Annotated in this window: 18 protein-coding genes; 1 reads left to right on the plus strand and 17 read right to left on the minus strand. The window is 44.4% G+C overall.

Annotated features, from left to right (window positions below; genetic code table 11):
* Positions 1-8: 8 nt before the first annotated feature.
* The 5 genes from ssbA to MHB72_RS22245 form a co-directional block, all read right to left on the minus strand.
* On the minus strand, positions 9-521 hold the full coding sequence (gene ssbA / locus MHB72_RS22225; RefSeq protein ID WP_003178024.1) for a single-stranded DNA-binding protein SsbA: 513 nt from the start codon (positions 519-521) through the stop codon (positions 9-11).
* A 46-nt stretch (positions 522-567) separates the two neighbouring features.
* Positions 568-855, minus strand: coding sequence for a 30S ribosomal protein S6 (gene rpsF, locus MHB72_RS22230; RefSeq protein ID WP_020453642.1), 288 nt, complete (start codon positions 853-855; stop codon positions 568-570).
* A gap of 113 nt (positions 856-968) precedes the next feature.
* Entirely contained in the window at positions 969-2,069 is a 1,101-nt protein-coding gene (ychF, locus tag MHB72_RS22235) for a redox-regulated ATPase YchF (protein ID WP_026580414.1), read from the minus strand.
* A gap of 179 nt (positions 2,070-2,248) precedes the next feature.
* Positions 2,249-2,455, minus strand: coding sequence for a DUF951 domain-containing protein (locus MHB72_RS22240; RefSeq protein WP_011201785.1), 207 nt, complete (start codon positions 2,453-2,455; stop codon positions 2,249-2,251).
* 87 nt (positions 2,456-2,542) lie between these two features.
* Positions 2,543-3,556 carry a YkvI family membrane protein gene (locus MHB72_RS22245; protein WP_023856802.1) on the minus strand — a complete coding sequence of 338 codons (1,014 nt, stop codon included), beginning with the start codon at positions 3,554-3,556 and terminating at the stop codon, positions 2,543-2,545.
* Between the two features lie 303 nt (positions 3,557-3,859).
* Between MHB72_RS22245 and yyaC the strand changes: the two genes are divergently transcribed.
* Entirely contained in the window at positions 3,860-4,477 is a 618-nt protein-coding gene (gene yyaC / locus MHB72_RS22250; RefSeq protein ID WP_020453645.1) for a spore protease YyaC, read from the plus strand.
* A 36-nt stretch (positions 4,478-4,513) separates the two neighbouring features.
* Here yyaC and MHB72_RS22255 read toward each other — a convergent pair whose 3' ends face one another.
* The 12 genes from MHB72_RS22255 to rpmH all read right to left on the minus strand — a co-directional run bounded on the left by MHB72_RS22255 (position 4,514) and on the right by rpmH (position 15,246).
* Positions 4,514-5,362, minus strand: coding sequence for a ParB/RepB/Spo0J family partition protein (locus MHB72_RS22255; RefSeq protein WP_216919067.1), 849 nt, complete (start codon positions 5,360-5,362; stop codon positions 4,514-4,516).
* The gene (gene soj / locus MHB72_RS22260) at positions 5,355-6,116 is read right to left on the minus strand and encodes a sporulation initiation inhibitor protein Soj (RefSeq protein WP_020453647.1); all 762 of its coding nucleotides are present in this window, start codon (positions 6,114-6,116) and stop codon (positions 5,355-5,357) included. Before soj ends, MHB72_RS22255 begins: the two co-directional genes overlap by 8 nt.
* Positions 6,117-6,358: 242 nt before the next feature.
* Positions 6,359-6,802: a carboxymuconolactone decarboxylase family protein gene (locus MHB72_RS22265; protein WP_023856800.1), complete on the minus strand. Its 444-nt coding sequence runs from the start codon at positions 6,800-6,802 to the stop codon at positions 6,359-6,361.
* A 66-nt stretch (positions 6,803-6,868) separates the two neighbouring features.
* Positions 6,869-7,726 carry an RNA polymerase sigma-70 factor gene (locus MHB72_RS22270; RefSeq protein WP_145623865.1) on the minus strand — a complete coding sequence of 286 codons (858 nt, stop codon included), beginning with the start codon at positions 7,724-7,726 and terminating at the stop codon, positions 6,869-6,871.
* 55 nt (positions 7,727-7,781) lie between these two features.
* A complete protein-coding gene (gene noc / locus MHB72_RS22275; RefSeq protein ID WP_023856799.1) occupies positions 7,782-8,633 on the minus strand; it encodes a nucleoid occlusion protein in 852 nt (283 codons plus the stop codon).
* 97 nt (positions 8,634-8,730) lie between these two features.
* On the minus strand, positions 8,731-9,450 hold the full coding sequence (gene rsmG / locus MHB72_RS22280; protein WP_020453651.1) for a 16S rRNA (guanine(527)-N(7))-methyltransferase RsmG: 720 nt from the start codon (positions 9,448-9,450) through the stop codon (positions 8,731-8,733).
* A gap of 13 nt (positions 9,451-9,463) precedes the next feature.
* Positions 9,464-11,350, minus strand: a complete 1,887-nt coding sequence (gene mnmG, locus MHB72_RS22285) for a tRNA uridine-5-carboxymethylaminomethyl(34) synthesis enzyme MnmG (RefSeq protein ID WP_020453652.1) — start codon at positions 11,348-11,350, stop codon at positions 9,464-9,466.
* Positions 11,351-11,366: 16 nt separating this feature from the next.
* Positions 11,367-12,746: a tRNA uridine-5-carboxymethylaminomethyl(34) synthesis GTPase MnmE gene (mnmE, locus tag MHB72_RS22290; protein ID WP_216919065.1), complete on the minus strand. Its 1,380-nt coding sequence runs from the start codon at positions 12,744-12,746 to the stop codon at positions 11,367-11,369.
* Between the two features lie 335 nt (positions 12,747-13,081).
* Positions 13,082-13,705: an RNA-binding cell elongation regulator Jag/EloR gene (gene jag, locus MHB72_RS22295; protein ID WP_020453654.1), complete on the minus strand. Its 624-nt coding sequence runs from the start codon at positions 13,703-13,705 to the stop codon at positions 13,082-13,084.
* Complete coding sequence (gene spoIIIJ, locus MHB72_RS22300; RefSeq protein ID WP_095291183.1) at positions 13,702-14,502, minus strand: YidC family membrane integrase SpoIIIJ; 801 nt, start codon at positions 14,500-14,502, stop codon at positions 13,702-13,704. The genes jag and spoIIIJ overlap by 4 nt, the downstream gene beginning before the upstream one ends.
* Before the next feature lie 165 nt (positions 14,503-14,667).
* Positions 14,668-15,027, minus strand: a complete 360-nt coding sequence (gene rnpA / locus MHB72_RS22305; RefSeq protein ID WP_020453656.1) for a ribonuclease P protein component — start codon at positions 15,025-15,027, stop codon at positions 14,668-14,670.
* An 84-nt stretch (positions 15,028-15,111) separates the two neighbouring features.
* The gene (gene rpmH / locus MHB72_RS22310; protein ID WP_003178075.1) at positions 15,112-15,246 is read right to left on the minus strand and encodes a 50S ribosomal protein L34; all 135 of its coding nucleotides are present in this window, start codon (positions 15,244-15,246) and stop codon (positions 15,112-15,114) included.
* Positions 15,247-15,887 lie beyond the last annotated feature (641 nt).

Here is a 15,887-nt window from a genome sequence, read left to right on the forward strand (position 1 = left end):
GTCATCCATTAAAATGGCAAGTCGTCATCAGAGATGTCAATCGGCTTTCCATCGTTTGCGAATGGATCGTCATTGAAGCTGTTGCCTTGATTGCGATTCTGATTGTTTTGACTGCCGCCGAATGGAGCCGGTTCATTCTGTCCGCCGCCAAAGTGTTGGCCTCCCTGGCCTCCGCTGTAACCGCCTGAACCAGAACCGCCGCCTTTAGGCTCCAGAAATTGAACACTTTCAGCTTGAACTTCCGTAACGTATACACGCTGTCCTTGCTGATTTTCATAGCTGCGCGTTTGCAAACGTCCATCTACACCCGCAAGACTTCCCTTTTTAAGGAAATTCGCAACGTTTTCGGCTTGTCTTCTCCAGACAACACAGTTGATGAAATCAGCTTCACGTTCACCCTGCTGATTCGTAAACGTACGATTGACAGCAAGCGTAAAGGTGGCAACAGCTGCACCGCTTGGAGTATAACGAAGCTCTGGGTCCTTTGTCAGTCTGCCGACTAAAACAACTCGGTTAAGCATATTGAGAGACCATCCTTTTGCTTTAGAGTATATAATTCAATTCTGTTTATTCTTCTTCTTTAACCACGATGTGGCGAATGATGTCATCACTGATTTTAGCTAAACGGTCAAATTCTTGAACTGCTTCAGCTCCAGCTTGAACGTTTAAGATTTGGTAGAATCCGTCGCGGAAATCGTTGATTTCGTACGCAAGACGGCGTTTTCCCCAATCTTTTGTTTCAGTGACCTCCGCACCGTTAGTTGTTAAAATGTTGTTAAAACGCTCGACAACAGCCTTTTTAGACTCTTCATCAACGTCTGGGCGGATGATGTACATGATTTCGTACTTTCTCATTTGTATTTGCACCTCCTTTTGGACTAAGCGGCCCATTATATTGGGCAAGGAGCAATAATCCTATTACTCACAATTTTATATTATATCAAAGCTCTTGTCCTATTTCAACCGCGTTATACATTAAAACGGAAATGAATGACATCGCCGTCTTTCACAATGTATTCTTTCCCTTCAAGGCGGACTTTTCCGGCCTCTTTTGCTGAGGCCATGCTTCCCGCCTCCAGCAGATCGTCGTAAGCGACCGTTTCCGCACGGATAAATCCGCGTTCAAAGTCTGTATGGATGATGCCCGCACATTCAGGGGCTTTCATTCCTTTTTTAAATGTCCAGGCTCTGACTTCCTGTTCTCCCGCTGTAAAATAAGTGGCTAGTCCAAGGAGGGAGTAAGACGCTTTAATCAGCTGATCCAGACCGGATTCTTCGATGCCGAGTTCTTCAAGGAACATCGCCTTCTCTTCGCCTTCAAGCTCTGCGATTTCGGACTCAATTTTGGCGCAGACGACGATGACTTCCGCGTTTTCAGCAGCAGCAAATTCCCGGACCTTCTGGACGTACTCGTTTCCTGAAGGATCAGCCACTTCATCCTCGCTGACATTCGCTACATATAAGACAGGTTTTGTCGTCAGCAGATGAAGCTGCTTCAACACCTTTTGCTGCTCTTCCGAGAACTCGACAGAACGGGCCGGCTTTTCCTGTTCAAATGCCTCTTTTAACTTTGTCAAAATCTCAAATTCAAACACGGCTTCTTTGTCTTTTTGCTTGGCCATCTTTCCGACCCGGCCGATCCGCTTCTCAACGGTTTCAAGGTCAGCCAGTATCAGCTCAAGGTTGATCGTCTCGATATCCGAAATCGGGTCTACTTTCCCGGACACGTGCGTGATATTGTCGTCGGCAAAACAGCGGACAACATGGCAGATTGCGTCCACTTGGCGGATGTGGGACAGGAACTTGTTTCCGAGCCCTTCTCCTTTTGATGCTCCTTTTACAATGCCGGCGATATCGGTGAATTCAAATGCGGTAGGGACCGTCTTCTTCGGATTGACGAGTTCTGTCAGCTTTTGCAGACGCTCATCAGGAACCTCTACGATTCCGACGTTTGGATCAATCGTACAAAACGGGTAGTTGGCCGATTCTGCCCCGGCCTGAGTAATTGCATTAAATAAGGTTGATTTCCCAACGTTAGGCAAACCAACAATCCCAGCTGTTAAAGCCATTGTTTCATCTCCTCTATAATGAACATCCATGTGTAGTCGTAAATGTTAAACCTGCAACAATTATAAGGATGATTACAGTAAAAGACAAGCTGACAAAACTTGCTTTTCAATCATACAAACTAGGTGAAAATTCATTTTTCGTTGTAATCGAAAAAAAAGCATGAGGGAGTCCGCAAAGATTAAGATTCGGACTCCTCATGCTTAACTAATATCTTTTTCAGCTTTCTTTGAAACTCTTTACGCGGGATCATGACACTGTGTGAACAGCCTTCGCACTTAATCCGGATATCCATTCCCATCCGAATGATCTTCCAGCGGTTCGTCCCGCAAGGATGCGGCTTTTTCATTTCGACCACGTCATTCAGGCCAAATTCTTTATCGGCCAACATCGTTCACCTCTTTGCTTCCTTGTTGTGATCTTATTGTACAAAAAACCACAGCGAAAGAGCAATTCTTCATAACCATAAATGTATTTATTTCCATTTACTTAAAATTGGATAAAGTAAAATATTTACCAATAAATACAAATTTAATAACCCGTAAATTGGATATAAAAAAGCGATTAAATTTGAAAAGCCGATTGATGTAAAAGGCACCATGATCGACAGGAGCAGGAGGACGATTACCCATCTCGGCCAGTTCACAAGTGACAGAAAGCGGCTGGACAGCCCGAGAATGCTTGAGATCGTCGTTGTGTAGATCGCGACGCAAAGAACAGCCGTCATAAAAATAAAAATCGGAAAAGGCGCGCCCTCCAAAACCGCGAATAAAGGAATTTCATAATGGGCCAGTTCACCGGCAAGCTCTACAAGGGTCTCATTGTACATGTATGAAATAGCGCCAAACACCAGGCCGCTTAATATGCTGGCAATCTTCGCTTCTCCGACTCCCTTCATCTCTTTGCCGACCGCAGACAATACAGCGACAACAGATAATATGTTCAGCGAAGTGAATGCGATCCCGGCAGGCCAGTTGTATTGATGAGTCAAATTGAGCAGCCACGGCTGATGATGAGCGGTTTGAAAAGAAATCAGCGCATACAACAGCCCAGCCACCAAAATCGGGATTAAGTAGCTGTTAACGGACAATATGCCATTAAGCCCCCAGAAAAACAACAACCCTGTGCATAAACAAAATAAGATGACGCCCGTCCAAAACGGGATATGGAAGATTTGCAGCGTTACCCCGCCTCCTGCAATCATCACAATCGTCGTCGTAAACAAATACAGGATAATCAACACATCGTATACTTTAGCCAGCAGCGGACCGATTAATGTTTCGAGCACAGGCAGAAAATGCTCTGATTTTTGTTCGTAGCTGATCTTCATCACAATATAGGTTGACAGGCTGAACATGATCGTAAACAACAGGATAGCCAGTCCGCTTTCATCACCAAAAAACTGCCATATTTCCTGGCCGGACGCATATCCCGCACCTATTAAGCTTCCTAAAATAAGAAGCATCCACTTCATCCCGGCTCTCCACACGATTTGCTCACCCCAGCAATATAGTTTTTAAGCTTGTTTCTCCGCTCATGACACTATATTGCCGGTCCTCTATAAAAATTCATGAAACTCCTTTCGACTTTTCTCATTCAAATGAATAAATTATATCAATATAATAAAGTAAATTATCATATCTTCTTTTAGTAAAGTATTTTTTTCGGCTGACCAAATCGTTTCATCCAAAGCATAAAAAAAGAGACAGCTGGATATACTGTAAACAACCATTCATACTCGAAAAATACACCAAGGCACTGCTGTTACCATGATGACAAGGATGTGAAGCCTATGAATCGAAAAGGCGGAATTTTTTCTCAAGAACCAATAAATGAATATATTTCTCATTCGGATCCGCTAGCTGTGAAACAAATAGAGAAAGTTCTTTCCGTCTATTTAAAGGAAGCCGAAGACCGGCCCATCGTGATCGTTTGCATCGGTACAGACCGCTCCACCGGAGATTCGCTCGGTCCCCTCGTAGGAATGAAACTCTCCGCAAAACAGCTGACACGTTTTCATGTCTATGGAACACTTGCCGACCCGGTTCACGCCGTAAACTTAAATGAAAAGATTGATCATATTCATCAGCAGCATCAAAATCCATTTATAATCGCGATCGATGCCTGTCTTGGACGAACCAAAAGCGTGGGATCTTTTCAAATTGGCAAAGGACCTTTGAAGCCGGGAGCAGGCGTTCAGAAAAGCTTGCCTGAAGTCGGCCACGTGCATATTAACGGAATTGTCAATGTCAGCGGCTTTATGGAGTATTTTGTCCTGCAAAATACAAGGCTCAACCTTGTCATGAGCATGGCAAATGTGCTTGCTGACGGGTTGTCGCATCTGGAGAAAGCCGGGTGGCAGCGGCGCCATGTGTCACCAATTCAAAAAATGACCGGAAGGATGTCATAAAAAAACCATCTGTACATGATCAGATGGTTTTTAAGCTTATGCGTCTTCTTGGGCCAGCAATTCGAGAATACGCTCCAAGTCTTCATTTGAGTAAAATTCGATTTCGATTCTGCCTTTTTTCTTTTGCTTTTTAATGGTCACCGGTGTTCCAAAATAGTTTCGCAAGTACGACTCTCGTTCTTTGATTACTGCATCTTTTACTTGTTTCAGCTTCTTTGTTTCACGTGGAACATCAGCATTCAACTGTTGAATTAACTTTTCAAGCTGGCGAACGTTCAGCTGTTCGGACACGACCTTTTGAACAAGCGGCTCAAGCTTTTTCTTGTTTTTCAATCCAAGCAATGTTCGGCCATGGCCCATCGATAACGTGCCGTTGTCGATTAACTTTTGAACGTCTTCAGGTAGTGTCAGCAGCCGTAAGTGGTTGGCGATGTGAGGCCTGCTTTTTCCAAGCCTTTTTGCCAGCTGTTCCTGGGTCATATCGAGATGTTTGAGCAAAGATTCATAGGCTTTTGCTTCCTCAAGCGGAGACAGGTCTTCTCGTTGAAGATTTTCCAATAGGGCAATCTCCATCATCAGGGATTCCGACAGCTCGCGCACAATCGCAGGAATGGTTTCCAATCCGGCTTTTTCAGCAGCCCGGTAGCGGCGTTCTCCGGCTACAATGTCATAGCCTTTAATTGACTTTCTGACGATGATGGGCTGTAAAACACCGTGTTGCAAAATGGACTCCTTCAAATCTTTTAACGATTGGTCATCAAACGTTTTTCTTGGCTGATAAGGGTTGGGCCGCAAGTCTTGCAGCTTAATTTCCTCAACCGTTTCTTCGGATAAATCAACATTTGAAAACAATGCATTAATCCCTTTTCCGAGACCTTTAGGCATTCGCAGCCACTTCCTTTGCTAATTCTAAATAGACTTCCGCTCCTCTGGAACGCGGATCATATAAAATGATCGGCTTTCCATGGCTCGGCGCTTCACTGAGCCGGACATTCCGTGGGATAACGGTTTGGTATACTTTATCGCGGAAGTACTTTTTCACTTCTTCGATGACCTGTATGCCTAAATTCGTTCTTGCATCAAGCATTGTCAGCAATACACCGTCTATCATCAGATCCGTATTTAAATGTTTTTGTACGAGCCGGACAGAGTTGAGCAGCTGGCTCAGCCCTTCCAGCGCATAATATTCGCACTGAACCGGAATCACGACGGAATCGGACGCCGTAAGCGCATTGATTGTAAGCAGCCCTAATGACGGCGGACAGTCAATAATCATGAAATCATAGTTTTGTTTGACCGATTCCAAAGCCCTTTTCAGCCGGACTTCACGGGAAATGGTCGGAACGAGTTCAATTTCCGCCCCCGCAAGCTGAATCGTTGCAGGAATGACATCCAAGTTTTCTACGGATGTTGTTTTGATGACATCTTTTACATCTGCATCATCTACTAATATATCGTACACACATTGATCAACATCAGCCTTTTCAACGCCGATACCGCTTGTTGCGTTTCCTTGCGGGTCTATGTCGACTAACAAAACCCTTTTCCCGATGTAAGCTAAACAAGCTCCCAGGTTAACAGAGGTTGTCGTTTTACCAACGCCACCTTTTTGGTTTGTGATCGCAATAATTTTCCCCACAATGTCACCTACTTTCACATTGAACAAGTTTCTCTCATTTCTCTATTTTAACAAAAAAAGAATCGGCCGTTTGCTTTTTTTGAATTTTTGTTTTTTCAAAGAGATCCGTTTTTTCTATTTTTCGACATAAAGAAACCATTTTTTTATCTCAGAAAAAAGAGAAGAGATATTCAAGTGAAATGAAAGATAGTTTTATTATTATATTAATATAAAAAAATCCCCCTGTCTTAGGGGGATTTCAATCAATCTGCTGCGGGCATTTTCCGGGTAGCGATGGCAATTCTGTTCCAGGCATTTATTGTGATGGCTGCCATGATCAGTTCGGCTGTTTCAGCTTCTGTAAAATGGGTCCTGACTTCGTTGTATACTTCATCCGGCAGCCCGTGCTCGCCGATTCGCGTAACGGCTTCAGTCAGCGCCAATACCGCCCGCTCTTTTTCCGTGAAAAAAGGCGCTTCCCGCCATGCATTGAGCGCATATATCCGCTGTTCCGTCTCACCGTTCTGCCTTGCATCTTTCGTATGCATATTTAAGCAGAAAGCACATCCATTCAGCTGTGAAGCCCGGATTTTGATCAGTTCCTTTAAAATGGGATCAATGTTTGAGGAAGCCTGCGCTTTTTCAAGCTCCAGCATTCCTCTGTAGCCCTTAGGGTTTACTTTTTCCATTAGAAATCTCGTTTCCATGTCTATTCCTCCTTTAAGTGTTTCACTTATATAACAAGTGAGGAACGACGTTTGTGACAGAAAACGTTATATTTTAATGTTCTTCAGTTTATCGGGGTTTGACACGATAAACACATTTTTGACGGAATCGCCTTCCGGGTTCCAAGCAAAGCAAACAGCGTAAGCCGGACGGTTGTTTTTCATGATCAAAACGCCCTTTTGGCCATTGATATCGACAGGCATAAAGCGACCGGAAAAGCTTCCCTTTGAAACAACTCCCGTAAAAAAAGCATAAATGCGGCTCTTTCCATAGATCGGTCTCAACGCGCTGCGTACTTTTCCGCCGCCATCTGTATACAATACGGCATCTTCAATCAATGTTTTGGAAAACTCCTCAAAGTCACCGGTTTTCGCTGATTCGATAAAAAGCCGGGCCAGTTGCTGTTCTTCGACCGGCTGTGATAATACCGAAATATCCCCATTTAGCTTCTGTTTCAGCCGGCTGTGGATTTTACGGCAGTTCGCTTCAGACTTCCCGATTATGGACGATATTTCCTTATAGTGATATCCAAATACTTCTCTAAACAACAAAACGGCTCTTTCCACAGGATTTAATCGGCTCATAACTACCAGAAAAGCGTAGGAAACCTTTTCTTTTTCTTCAACGTATTCCGCCGGACTTTGAGCTGAAAGTGCCACCTGCGGTTCCGGAAGCCATTCCCCGATATATACCTCTCGATTCTTGCGGGCAGACTGCAGTTCATTTATGCAGCGGTTTGTAATAGATTTCGTCAAATATGCTTGAATATGGTCAATTTGACTGATATCTTTTTCCTGTAGGTCTGCGAACAATTCCTGGACGATATCCTCTGCATCTTGCAAAGAACCGAGCATACGGTAAGCAATTGAAAAAAGCAATGAATGATATTGTCGATAATATTCCATAGATGCTCCCCCATAGATATTTTGCCTAAAAAAATAAAAGCTCTATAGGGAGCTTTTATTTCGGTATCTTGATCGTAAACTGAATATATTCTTCAAATTCCTCTTCTTCCGTATTCAGTTTGACGCCGCTGTCTTCCACCATTGATAAGGACTGGCGAATCGTATTCATCGCGATTCTTGCGTCTCTGCTGTACGCTTTTCTCTTTGGTTTCGGCTTGCGTTTATCCTGCTCAAGCATTTTGACGACACGGTCTTCGGTTTGCTTTACATTTAAATTCTTTTCAATGACTTCATGTAACAGCTTGACCTGAAGGTCGGGCTGTTTCAACGGTATGAGCGCTCTTGCGTGGCGCTCTGAAATTTCTTTTTTCAAGATCGCTTCCTGCACCTCTTCCGGAAGCTTCAACAGTCTGAGCTTATTGGCGATTGTTGACTGGCCCTTTCCAAGCCTTTGTGCAAGGGCTTCCTGCGTCAAATCGTGAAGCTCTAAAAGCCTTGCATAAGCATGCGCTTCTTCAATCGAAGATAATTCTTCCCTCTGAAGGTTTTCGATAAGAGCGACGGAAGCGGTCTCCGTATCTGAAAAATCCTTAATAATAGCGGGAACCTTCTCCCAATCGAGCGTTTGAACCGCCCGCCAGCGCCGCTCTCCGGCTATGAGTTCATATTGGCCTTCCCGCTCTGTTTTTCTGACGACAATCGGCTGGATAATGCCGTGTGTATGAATGGTTGCAGCTAATTCTTTAATTTTTTCTTCTGAGAAAATGGTGCGCGGCTGAAAACGGTTAGGAATTATATCGCCTACTGGAATCTCTTGAATTTCTTCTTTATTCGTATCATGTTCAGCAATCTCTGCTTCTTCTTCCTTGTCGCCAAGTCCGAAGAGACGAGAGAATGAATGCTTCATGTACCTACACCACCTTTAAACACTGCCATTTTTATAATTCTATTTTCTCATGAATTTTCCTTCTGTGACATCACGAAATTTGAAGAAAACGAATAATTTAACCTTCTATAGGAGATTTATTAGGTGTTCCAGGCTTTCTTGGAAATTTCTTCGGTGTCTGCGATTGTTTTTTGATGACAATGATGTTTCTGTCGCTTTCTTCAATTGGCAGCTGAAAAGAATGTACGGTTTCAATTTTGCCTCCAAGCATTTTGATGGCTTTTTTGCCCGTTTCAATTTCTTCATCAGCCGAAGCTGCTTTTAATGCTACGAATAAACCGTCTTTTTTCACAAGCGGAAGGCAGAGCTCGCTGAGAACCGAAAGGCGGGCGACAGCGCGTGCCGTCACGACGTCATAGCTTTCCCTGTGGTCTTTCGATCTTCCGAATGTTTCCGCGCGATCATGGTAAAAAGCTGTGTTTTCCAGCTTCAAAGCATCTGACAGCTGATTCAAAAAGTGAATCCGTTTGTTCAGCGAGTCAACGATTGTGACGTGAAGGTGAGGAAAACAGATTTTTATCGGAAGGCTTGGAAATCCGGCGCCCGCTCCAACATCACAGAGACTGTTCATCTTTTTGAAATCAACATAAAAAGAAGCGGCAATGGAGTCGTAAAAATGTTTTAAATACACTTCTTTTTTCTCGGTAATCGAGGTTAAATTCATTTTTTCGTTCCATTCAACAAGCCATTCATAATAGGTCTCAAATTGCTCCAGCTGGAAGGAAGAGAGGGAGATGCCTTTCTCCTCCAAACCGGCTGTAAATTGCTCAATGTTCATGCCGTCACCCTTTCTATTCCGCAACCTTGGCAATCCGTCCCTGCTCTAAGTAAACGAGTAGAATGGAAATATCAGCAGGATTGACGCCGGAAATCCGTGAGGCCTGTGCGACCGACAGCGGTCTGACCTCTTTCAATTTTTGGCGCGCTTCCGTTGCAATGCCTTTGATCGCGTCATAGTCGATTCTGTCAGGAATCTTTTTGTTTTCCATTTTCTTTAGTTTTTCGACCTGCTGCAAGGACTTTTCAATATATCCTTCATATTTAATTTGAATTTCAACTTGTTCAGCAACGTCGCCGGCGACTTTTTGTTCAGGCGGCGCAAGAGCAGTAACGGTTTCATAATTCATTTCCGGCCGCTTCATCAGGTCGGTCGCGCGTATGCCGTCTTTGAGCTCACTGCCGCCCAATGAACGGATATATTCCTGATTTTCCTTTGTCGGTTTGATAATAACAGAATGAAGGCGTTTTTTCTCTGCTTCAATGGCCGCTTTTTTCTCTTGGAACTTTTGATATCGTTCTTCAGAAATCAAACCGATCTGATAGCCGATCTCGGTCAGGCGCAAGTCTGCATTGTCGTGACGCAGAAGGAGCCTGTACTCCGCACGTGAAGTCAGCAGGCGGTACGGTTCGTTTGTTCCTTTCGTTACAAGGTCGTCGATCAATACGCCGATATAAGCGTCAGAACGGCTGAGAATGACCTCTTCTTTGCCAAGCGCTTTCCGGCCCGCATTGATGCCGGCCATAATTCCCTGTCCGGCCGCTTCTTCATAGCCTGATGTTCCGTTAATCTGTCCGGCTGTGAAGAGTCCCGGAATTTTTTTCGTTTCCAGTGTCGGCCACAGCTGTGTCGGTACGATCGCATCATATTCAATCGCGTATCCTGCCCGCATCATTTGCACATTTTCAAGACCGGGAATAGTTGAAAGCATTTTTCGCTGCACATCTTCAGGAAGGCTTGTCGACAATCCCTGGACATAGACTTCCTGGGTGTTGCGCCCTTCAGGTTCAAGAAAGATCTGGTGTCTCGGTTTGTCGTTAAAGCGGACAACCTTGTCTTCAATTGAAGGACAATATCTTGGCCCCGTTCCTTTAATCATACCGGAATACATCGGTGAGCGATGCAGATTGTTGTCAATGATTTCATGCGTTTCCGGGCTTGTATATGTGAGCCAGCACGGAAGCTGATCTGTAATATATTCCACTGTCTCATACGAAAAGGCCCGCGGCACTTCATCGCCGGGCTGAATTTCCGTTTTGCTGTAGTCAATTGAGTGGCTGTTGACCCGCGGCGGCGTCCCTGTTTTAAAACGGACGAGATCAAAGCCGAGCTCATCAAGATGCTCAGACAGCTTGATGGACGGCTGCTGATTGTTCGGCCCGCTGGAGTATGACAGATCGCCAAGAATAATTTTTCCTCTCAAAAATGTCCCCGTCGTCAGAACCACAGTCTTAGAACGGTACTCCGCCCCTGTTTGGGTTACAACGCCCCGGCATTCCCCGTCTTCAATAAGAAGGCGTTCGACCATTCCTTGCAGCATGGTCAAATTCGGTTCATTCTCAAGTGTCTTTTTCATCTCGTGCTGATATTGGAATTTGTCAGCCTGAGCCCGCAGAGCCCGGACGGCAGGTCCTTTTCCAGTATTTAAAAGCCTCATTTGGATATGAGTTTTATCGATATTTTTAGCCATTTCCCCGCCGAGCGCATCGATTTCGCGGACGACGATTCCTTTTGCAGGTCCGCCGACAGACGGGTTACATGGCATGAAAGCAACCATATCAAGGTTAATCGTTAAGACAAGCGTTTTTGCGCCTTGTCTGGCTGACGCCAGCGCCGCTTCAACACCGGCGTGTCCGGCGCCGACGACAACGACGTCATATTGGCCTGCTTCATAGCCCATATGCTTTGTTCCTCCTTTATTTTCCTAAGCAAAATTGAGAGAAGAGCTGGTCGATCAGGCTTTCGTGTACAGCATCGCCAATGATCTCTCCGAGAACTTCCCAGCATCTTGTTAAATCAATTTGAACCATATCGATCGGGACATCGTTTTCGATGCCCTCCAATGCGTCAGTAATGGCGCGCTTCGCCTCATGCAGCAGTGAGATGTGCCTTGTATTGCTGACATATGTCAAGTCGCCGCTCTCGATCGTTCCTGTGAAAAATAGCGATTGAATGGCTTCCTCCAGCTCATCAATCCCTTCCTCTTTCAATAAGGATGTCGTGACGACAGGCTGGTTCCCCGCCAATTCCCGAACGCGATCAAGATCAAGTCTTTGCTCAAGATCGGTCTTATTGACGATGACGATGATGTCCATGCCCTTCGTTGCTTCAAAGAGCTTGATGTCTTCTTCCGAAAGGGTCTCACTGTAATTGAGGACAAGCAAAATCAAGTCAGCTTCTTTTAATACCTGTCTTGAACGTTCAACGCCGATTCGCTCGACGATGTCTTCGGTCTCGCGGATCCCAGCTGTATCGACAAGACGCAGCGGCACGCCTCTGACATTCACATATTCTTCAATGACATCCCGCGTCGTACCCGGAATGTCCGTTACAATCGCTTTTGTCTCATGGACGAGACTGTTTAAAAGCGAGGACTTGCCGACATTTGGCCGCCCGATGATAACCGTCGAGATGCCTTCTCTTAATATTTTACCCTGCTCTGAAGTCGTCAGCAGCGCCTCGATTTCCTTTTTGACCTTTGTCGCCTTTTCAATCAGCATCTTATGGGTCATTTCTTCGACATCATCGTATTCCGGATAGTCTATATTCACTTCAACATGGGCCAACGTTTCAAGAATCTCGGCTCTCAACCGTTTGATCAGTGAAGACAGCCTTCCTTCCATCTGATTCATGGCCACATTCATAGCGCGGTCTGTTTTGGCCCTGATGAGATCCATGACAGCTTCAGCCTGGGAAAGATCGATTCTTCCGTTCAAAAAGGCTCTTTTCGTAAATTCCCCCGGTTCCGCAAGGCGCGCTCCCTCTCTCAAAACGAGCTGAAGCACCTGGTTGACGGTTACAATTCCGCCGTGGCAGTTGATTTCTACAATATCTTCCCGCGTAAAAGTTTTCGGCGCTTTCAGTACCGAAACCATGACTTCTTCCACGACTTTTTCCGTTTCAGGATCAACGATATGACCGTAGTTAATCGTATGTGAATCGACGGAACTCAGCCTTTTCCCGCGAGGTCCTTTATATACTTTATTGGCGATCGCAAGAGCCTCAGGGCCGCTCATCCGGACGATCGCAATCGCCCCTTCTCCCATCGGCGTTGAAATCGCAGCGATGGTATCCATGGCTTTCACCTCTCTTTTTCATTCCTCTATCTATTATCCCCATTTGTCCGGGTCATCTTCCAAACATCGTATATGGATGAAAAACTTTTATTGTAATCAAAATTTAAAGATATCATAGTTTCAATTGAAGTGGAAGTGACTTGAACCGTTATCCACAACCGTTCTAAGCCATCATTACTTACTTTAACTTATCCACATGTGAATAACAATTAAATTTCATTTTCATCAACAGCTTACACCGAAAAAACTAAAGCTTAAACCGATTTGGTCTGCATTTATCGATTTTGCAACGGCAAAAAACCGAAGCCCCAATTTTGGGAACTTCGGTTTTCATGTTATTTTTTATATGAGATGACAAGGTGCCGGTTATGGTCTTCTCCGGTAGAATAAGTTTCGATATGCTGCGAGTAGCCCGCAAGCGTATCATGGATGACTTTGCGCTCACTGGAAGGCATCGGCTCCAGGTGAATGTCTTTTTTCTGCCTGGCCGCCTGGTCAGCAAGCTTCAATGCAAGCTGAGCGAGTGTTTCCTTCCGCTTTGCGCGGTATCCCTCGGCGTCAACCACCGCTTGGATATATCTGTCAGAATGACGATTGAGCACGAGCTGCGTCAGCGTTTCAAGGGCATTTAAAGTTTGTCCTCTTTTTCCAATTAAAAGGGCTGTTTTATCGCCTTTTAACTGAAAAATCACTCGTTTTGACTCCTCTTCTGCCGTCACCTGGGCTTGTATTCCCATATTCGAAATCACATTTTCCAAATACTGTTTTGCTTCTTTAACCGGGTCTATTTTTTCCCGAATGTTCACGACTGCAGACCGATGACCGAAAATGCCGAATAATCCCTTTTTTCCTTCATCAACTACGTCGACTTCGACATCATCTGCATGAAGGCCCAGCTGTTCAAGCCCGGATTGCACTGCTTCATCGACGGTACGTCCAGTAGCAGTCAGTTCCTTCACTTTTTCTTACCTCCGGATTTTTTTCCTCCGGCTGCCGCTTCCTGCCTCTCTGCCTTTAAATCAGGCCCTTTGATAAAGAAGGTTTGAGCAATCATGAATAAGTTACCGACTACCCAGTACAGGGAAAGAGCCGCCGGGAAACTGACCGCAAATACAACGATCATGATCGGCATCAGCCAAAGCATCATCGCCATCTGCGGATTTTGTTGCGCTGTTCCCGCCATCATCAGCTTTTGCTGAATGAATGTGAACACACCGGCGAGAATCGGCAAAATGAAATACGGATCACGCTCCCCAAGGTCAAACCATAAAAAGCTGTGTTCTGCGATTTCCCGCGTTCTCATAATGGCATGATAGAATCCGATTAAAATCGGCATTTGAATTAAGATCGGGAAACATCCGGCAAGCGGGTTAACCCCGTGCTTCTGCATGAGAGCCATCGTTTCCTGTTGAAGCTTCTGCTGCGTTTTTTGATCTTTAGAACTGTATTTTTCGCGAAGTTTTTGCATTTCAGGCTGGAGAGCCTGCATCGCTTTCGAACTCTTCGTCTGCTTGATCATCAGCGGCAAAATTAAAAGTCTGATTAAGATCGTGACGATGATAATCGCGAGTCCGAAGTTTTCATTCGTTAAATTTGCTACATACGTGATCAGCTGTGACAGCGGGTATACGATATACGTGTTCCAAAACCCTTCGCTTTCTGCAGTGATCGGCTGGTTGATTTCCGTACATCCAGCTAACAGCACGATAACGCCGATCATACTGAACAATAATAAAATTCGCCTCTTCAACAATATTTCCTCCTAAATCTTCATTCTTCAACCGGTGTTATTCGGTTATGACCATTAAAAAGACATACTTTCTCGTATTTTATCATCTTTCTCCCCGAATGGGCGACGACATTTTTCAGGAGCTAAAGGAAGCGCTTAAAAATGAGGGCCATAACATCTTTTTAACCCGGACTATGATGGCTGATTCGGTTTTTTCCGGTAGACAAACGACTTTCTGAAAAGGTGCTGCAAACTTTTTTTCGTCTCTTCATATGACAATTCAGCTGCAGGCTTTCTTGCGATGATAATGTAGTCATTTTCTTGTTTTAATAGATCCCGCTCTTCCTGGATGACCTGGCGAATCAGCCGCTTTACCCGGTTGCGCACGACTGCGTTTCCGATTTTCTTGCTGACCGACAGTCCCACCCGAAACTCTTTCGCCTCAGGCTGGTGAAGCACATATAAAACATATTGCCGGTTTGCCATCGATTTGCCTTTTTTAAATACTTTTTGAAAATCTTCATTTTTCTTTAATCGATTTCGCTTTTTCATATCTTCTTTCACTCCGATAACAAGCTGGCAAATGGGCTTGATCATTCCTCTATGTAAAAAAGACCACTGACATTATTCAGTGGCCTAAGCTGATAATACTTTTCTTCCTTTGCGGCGACGACGTGCTAATACAAGACGTCCATTTTTAGAACTCATACGGCTGCGAAAGCCATGAACTTTGCTGCGCTTACGGTTATTTGGTTGAAATGTTCTTTTCATGTATGACACCTCCCTCGAGGAATAGCTGTTAAAGACAGTCTAATTTATTATATTGGGATGAGCAGTTCATTGTCAACTTCGCTCACACATTTCTTTTTTGCACCATAATAGGATAACACATATCAATTTTCTTCGAAAGCCTAATTTCACTTTTCCTCAATTTTAGCTTAAAAGATTTTTTTGGAAGCGGGAAAATGGGATGAACGAAGCGAAAAAAAAAGCCAATGTGGATATCTTTCGCCTCGTTTTTTCTATCCACAGTCATTATCGACAACATTTTCACAAAACTAACCGTTGTGGACAATATTTCTTCAACAGTTTGTATAGTGTGTGGATAAGTTCCTCGCAACCATTGCAACCACTCGCTTATTCTGATATTATATTTGTGTTTTAACTCTTGATAACAAATTGGCTGCCAATCCATTATCCACAAACTGTGGATAAGTTGTGGAAAGTTTTTTCACAGGGTGTGCAGGAATTTGTCCACATCTTGTGAAGAATGTCGAAAAGACGTTTTTCTACTATATTATATGTTTTCAACATTTCATTAACGAATGGACTCATCCATTTGCTCTTTTTTTGTGTTCTATAACAGGTTGGACGAGCAAATATTGCTGGTAAAGGAGGGACGAACCGCCATT

The sequence above is a fragment of the Bacillus sp. FSL K6-1284 genome (assembly GCF_038002625.1).
GTDB lineage: Bacteria > Bacillota > Bacilli > Bacillales > Bacillaceae > Bacillus > Bacillus paralicheniformis.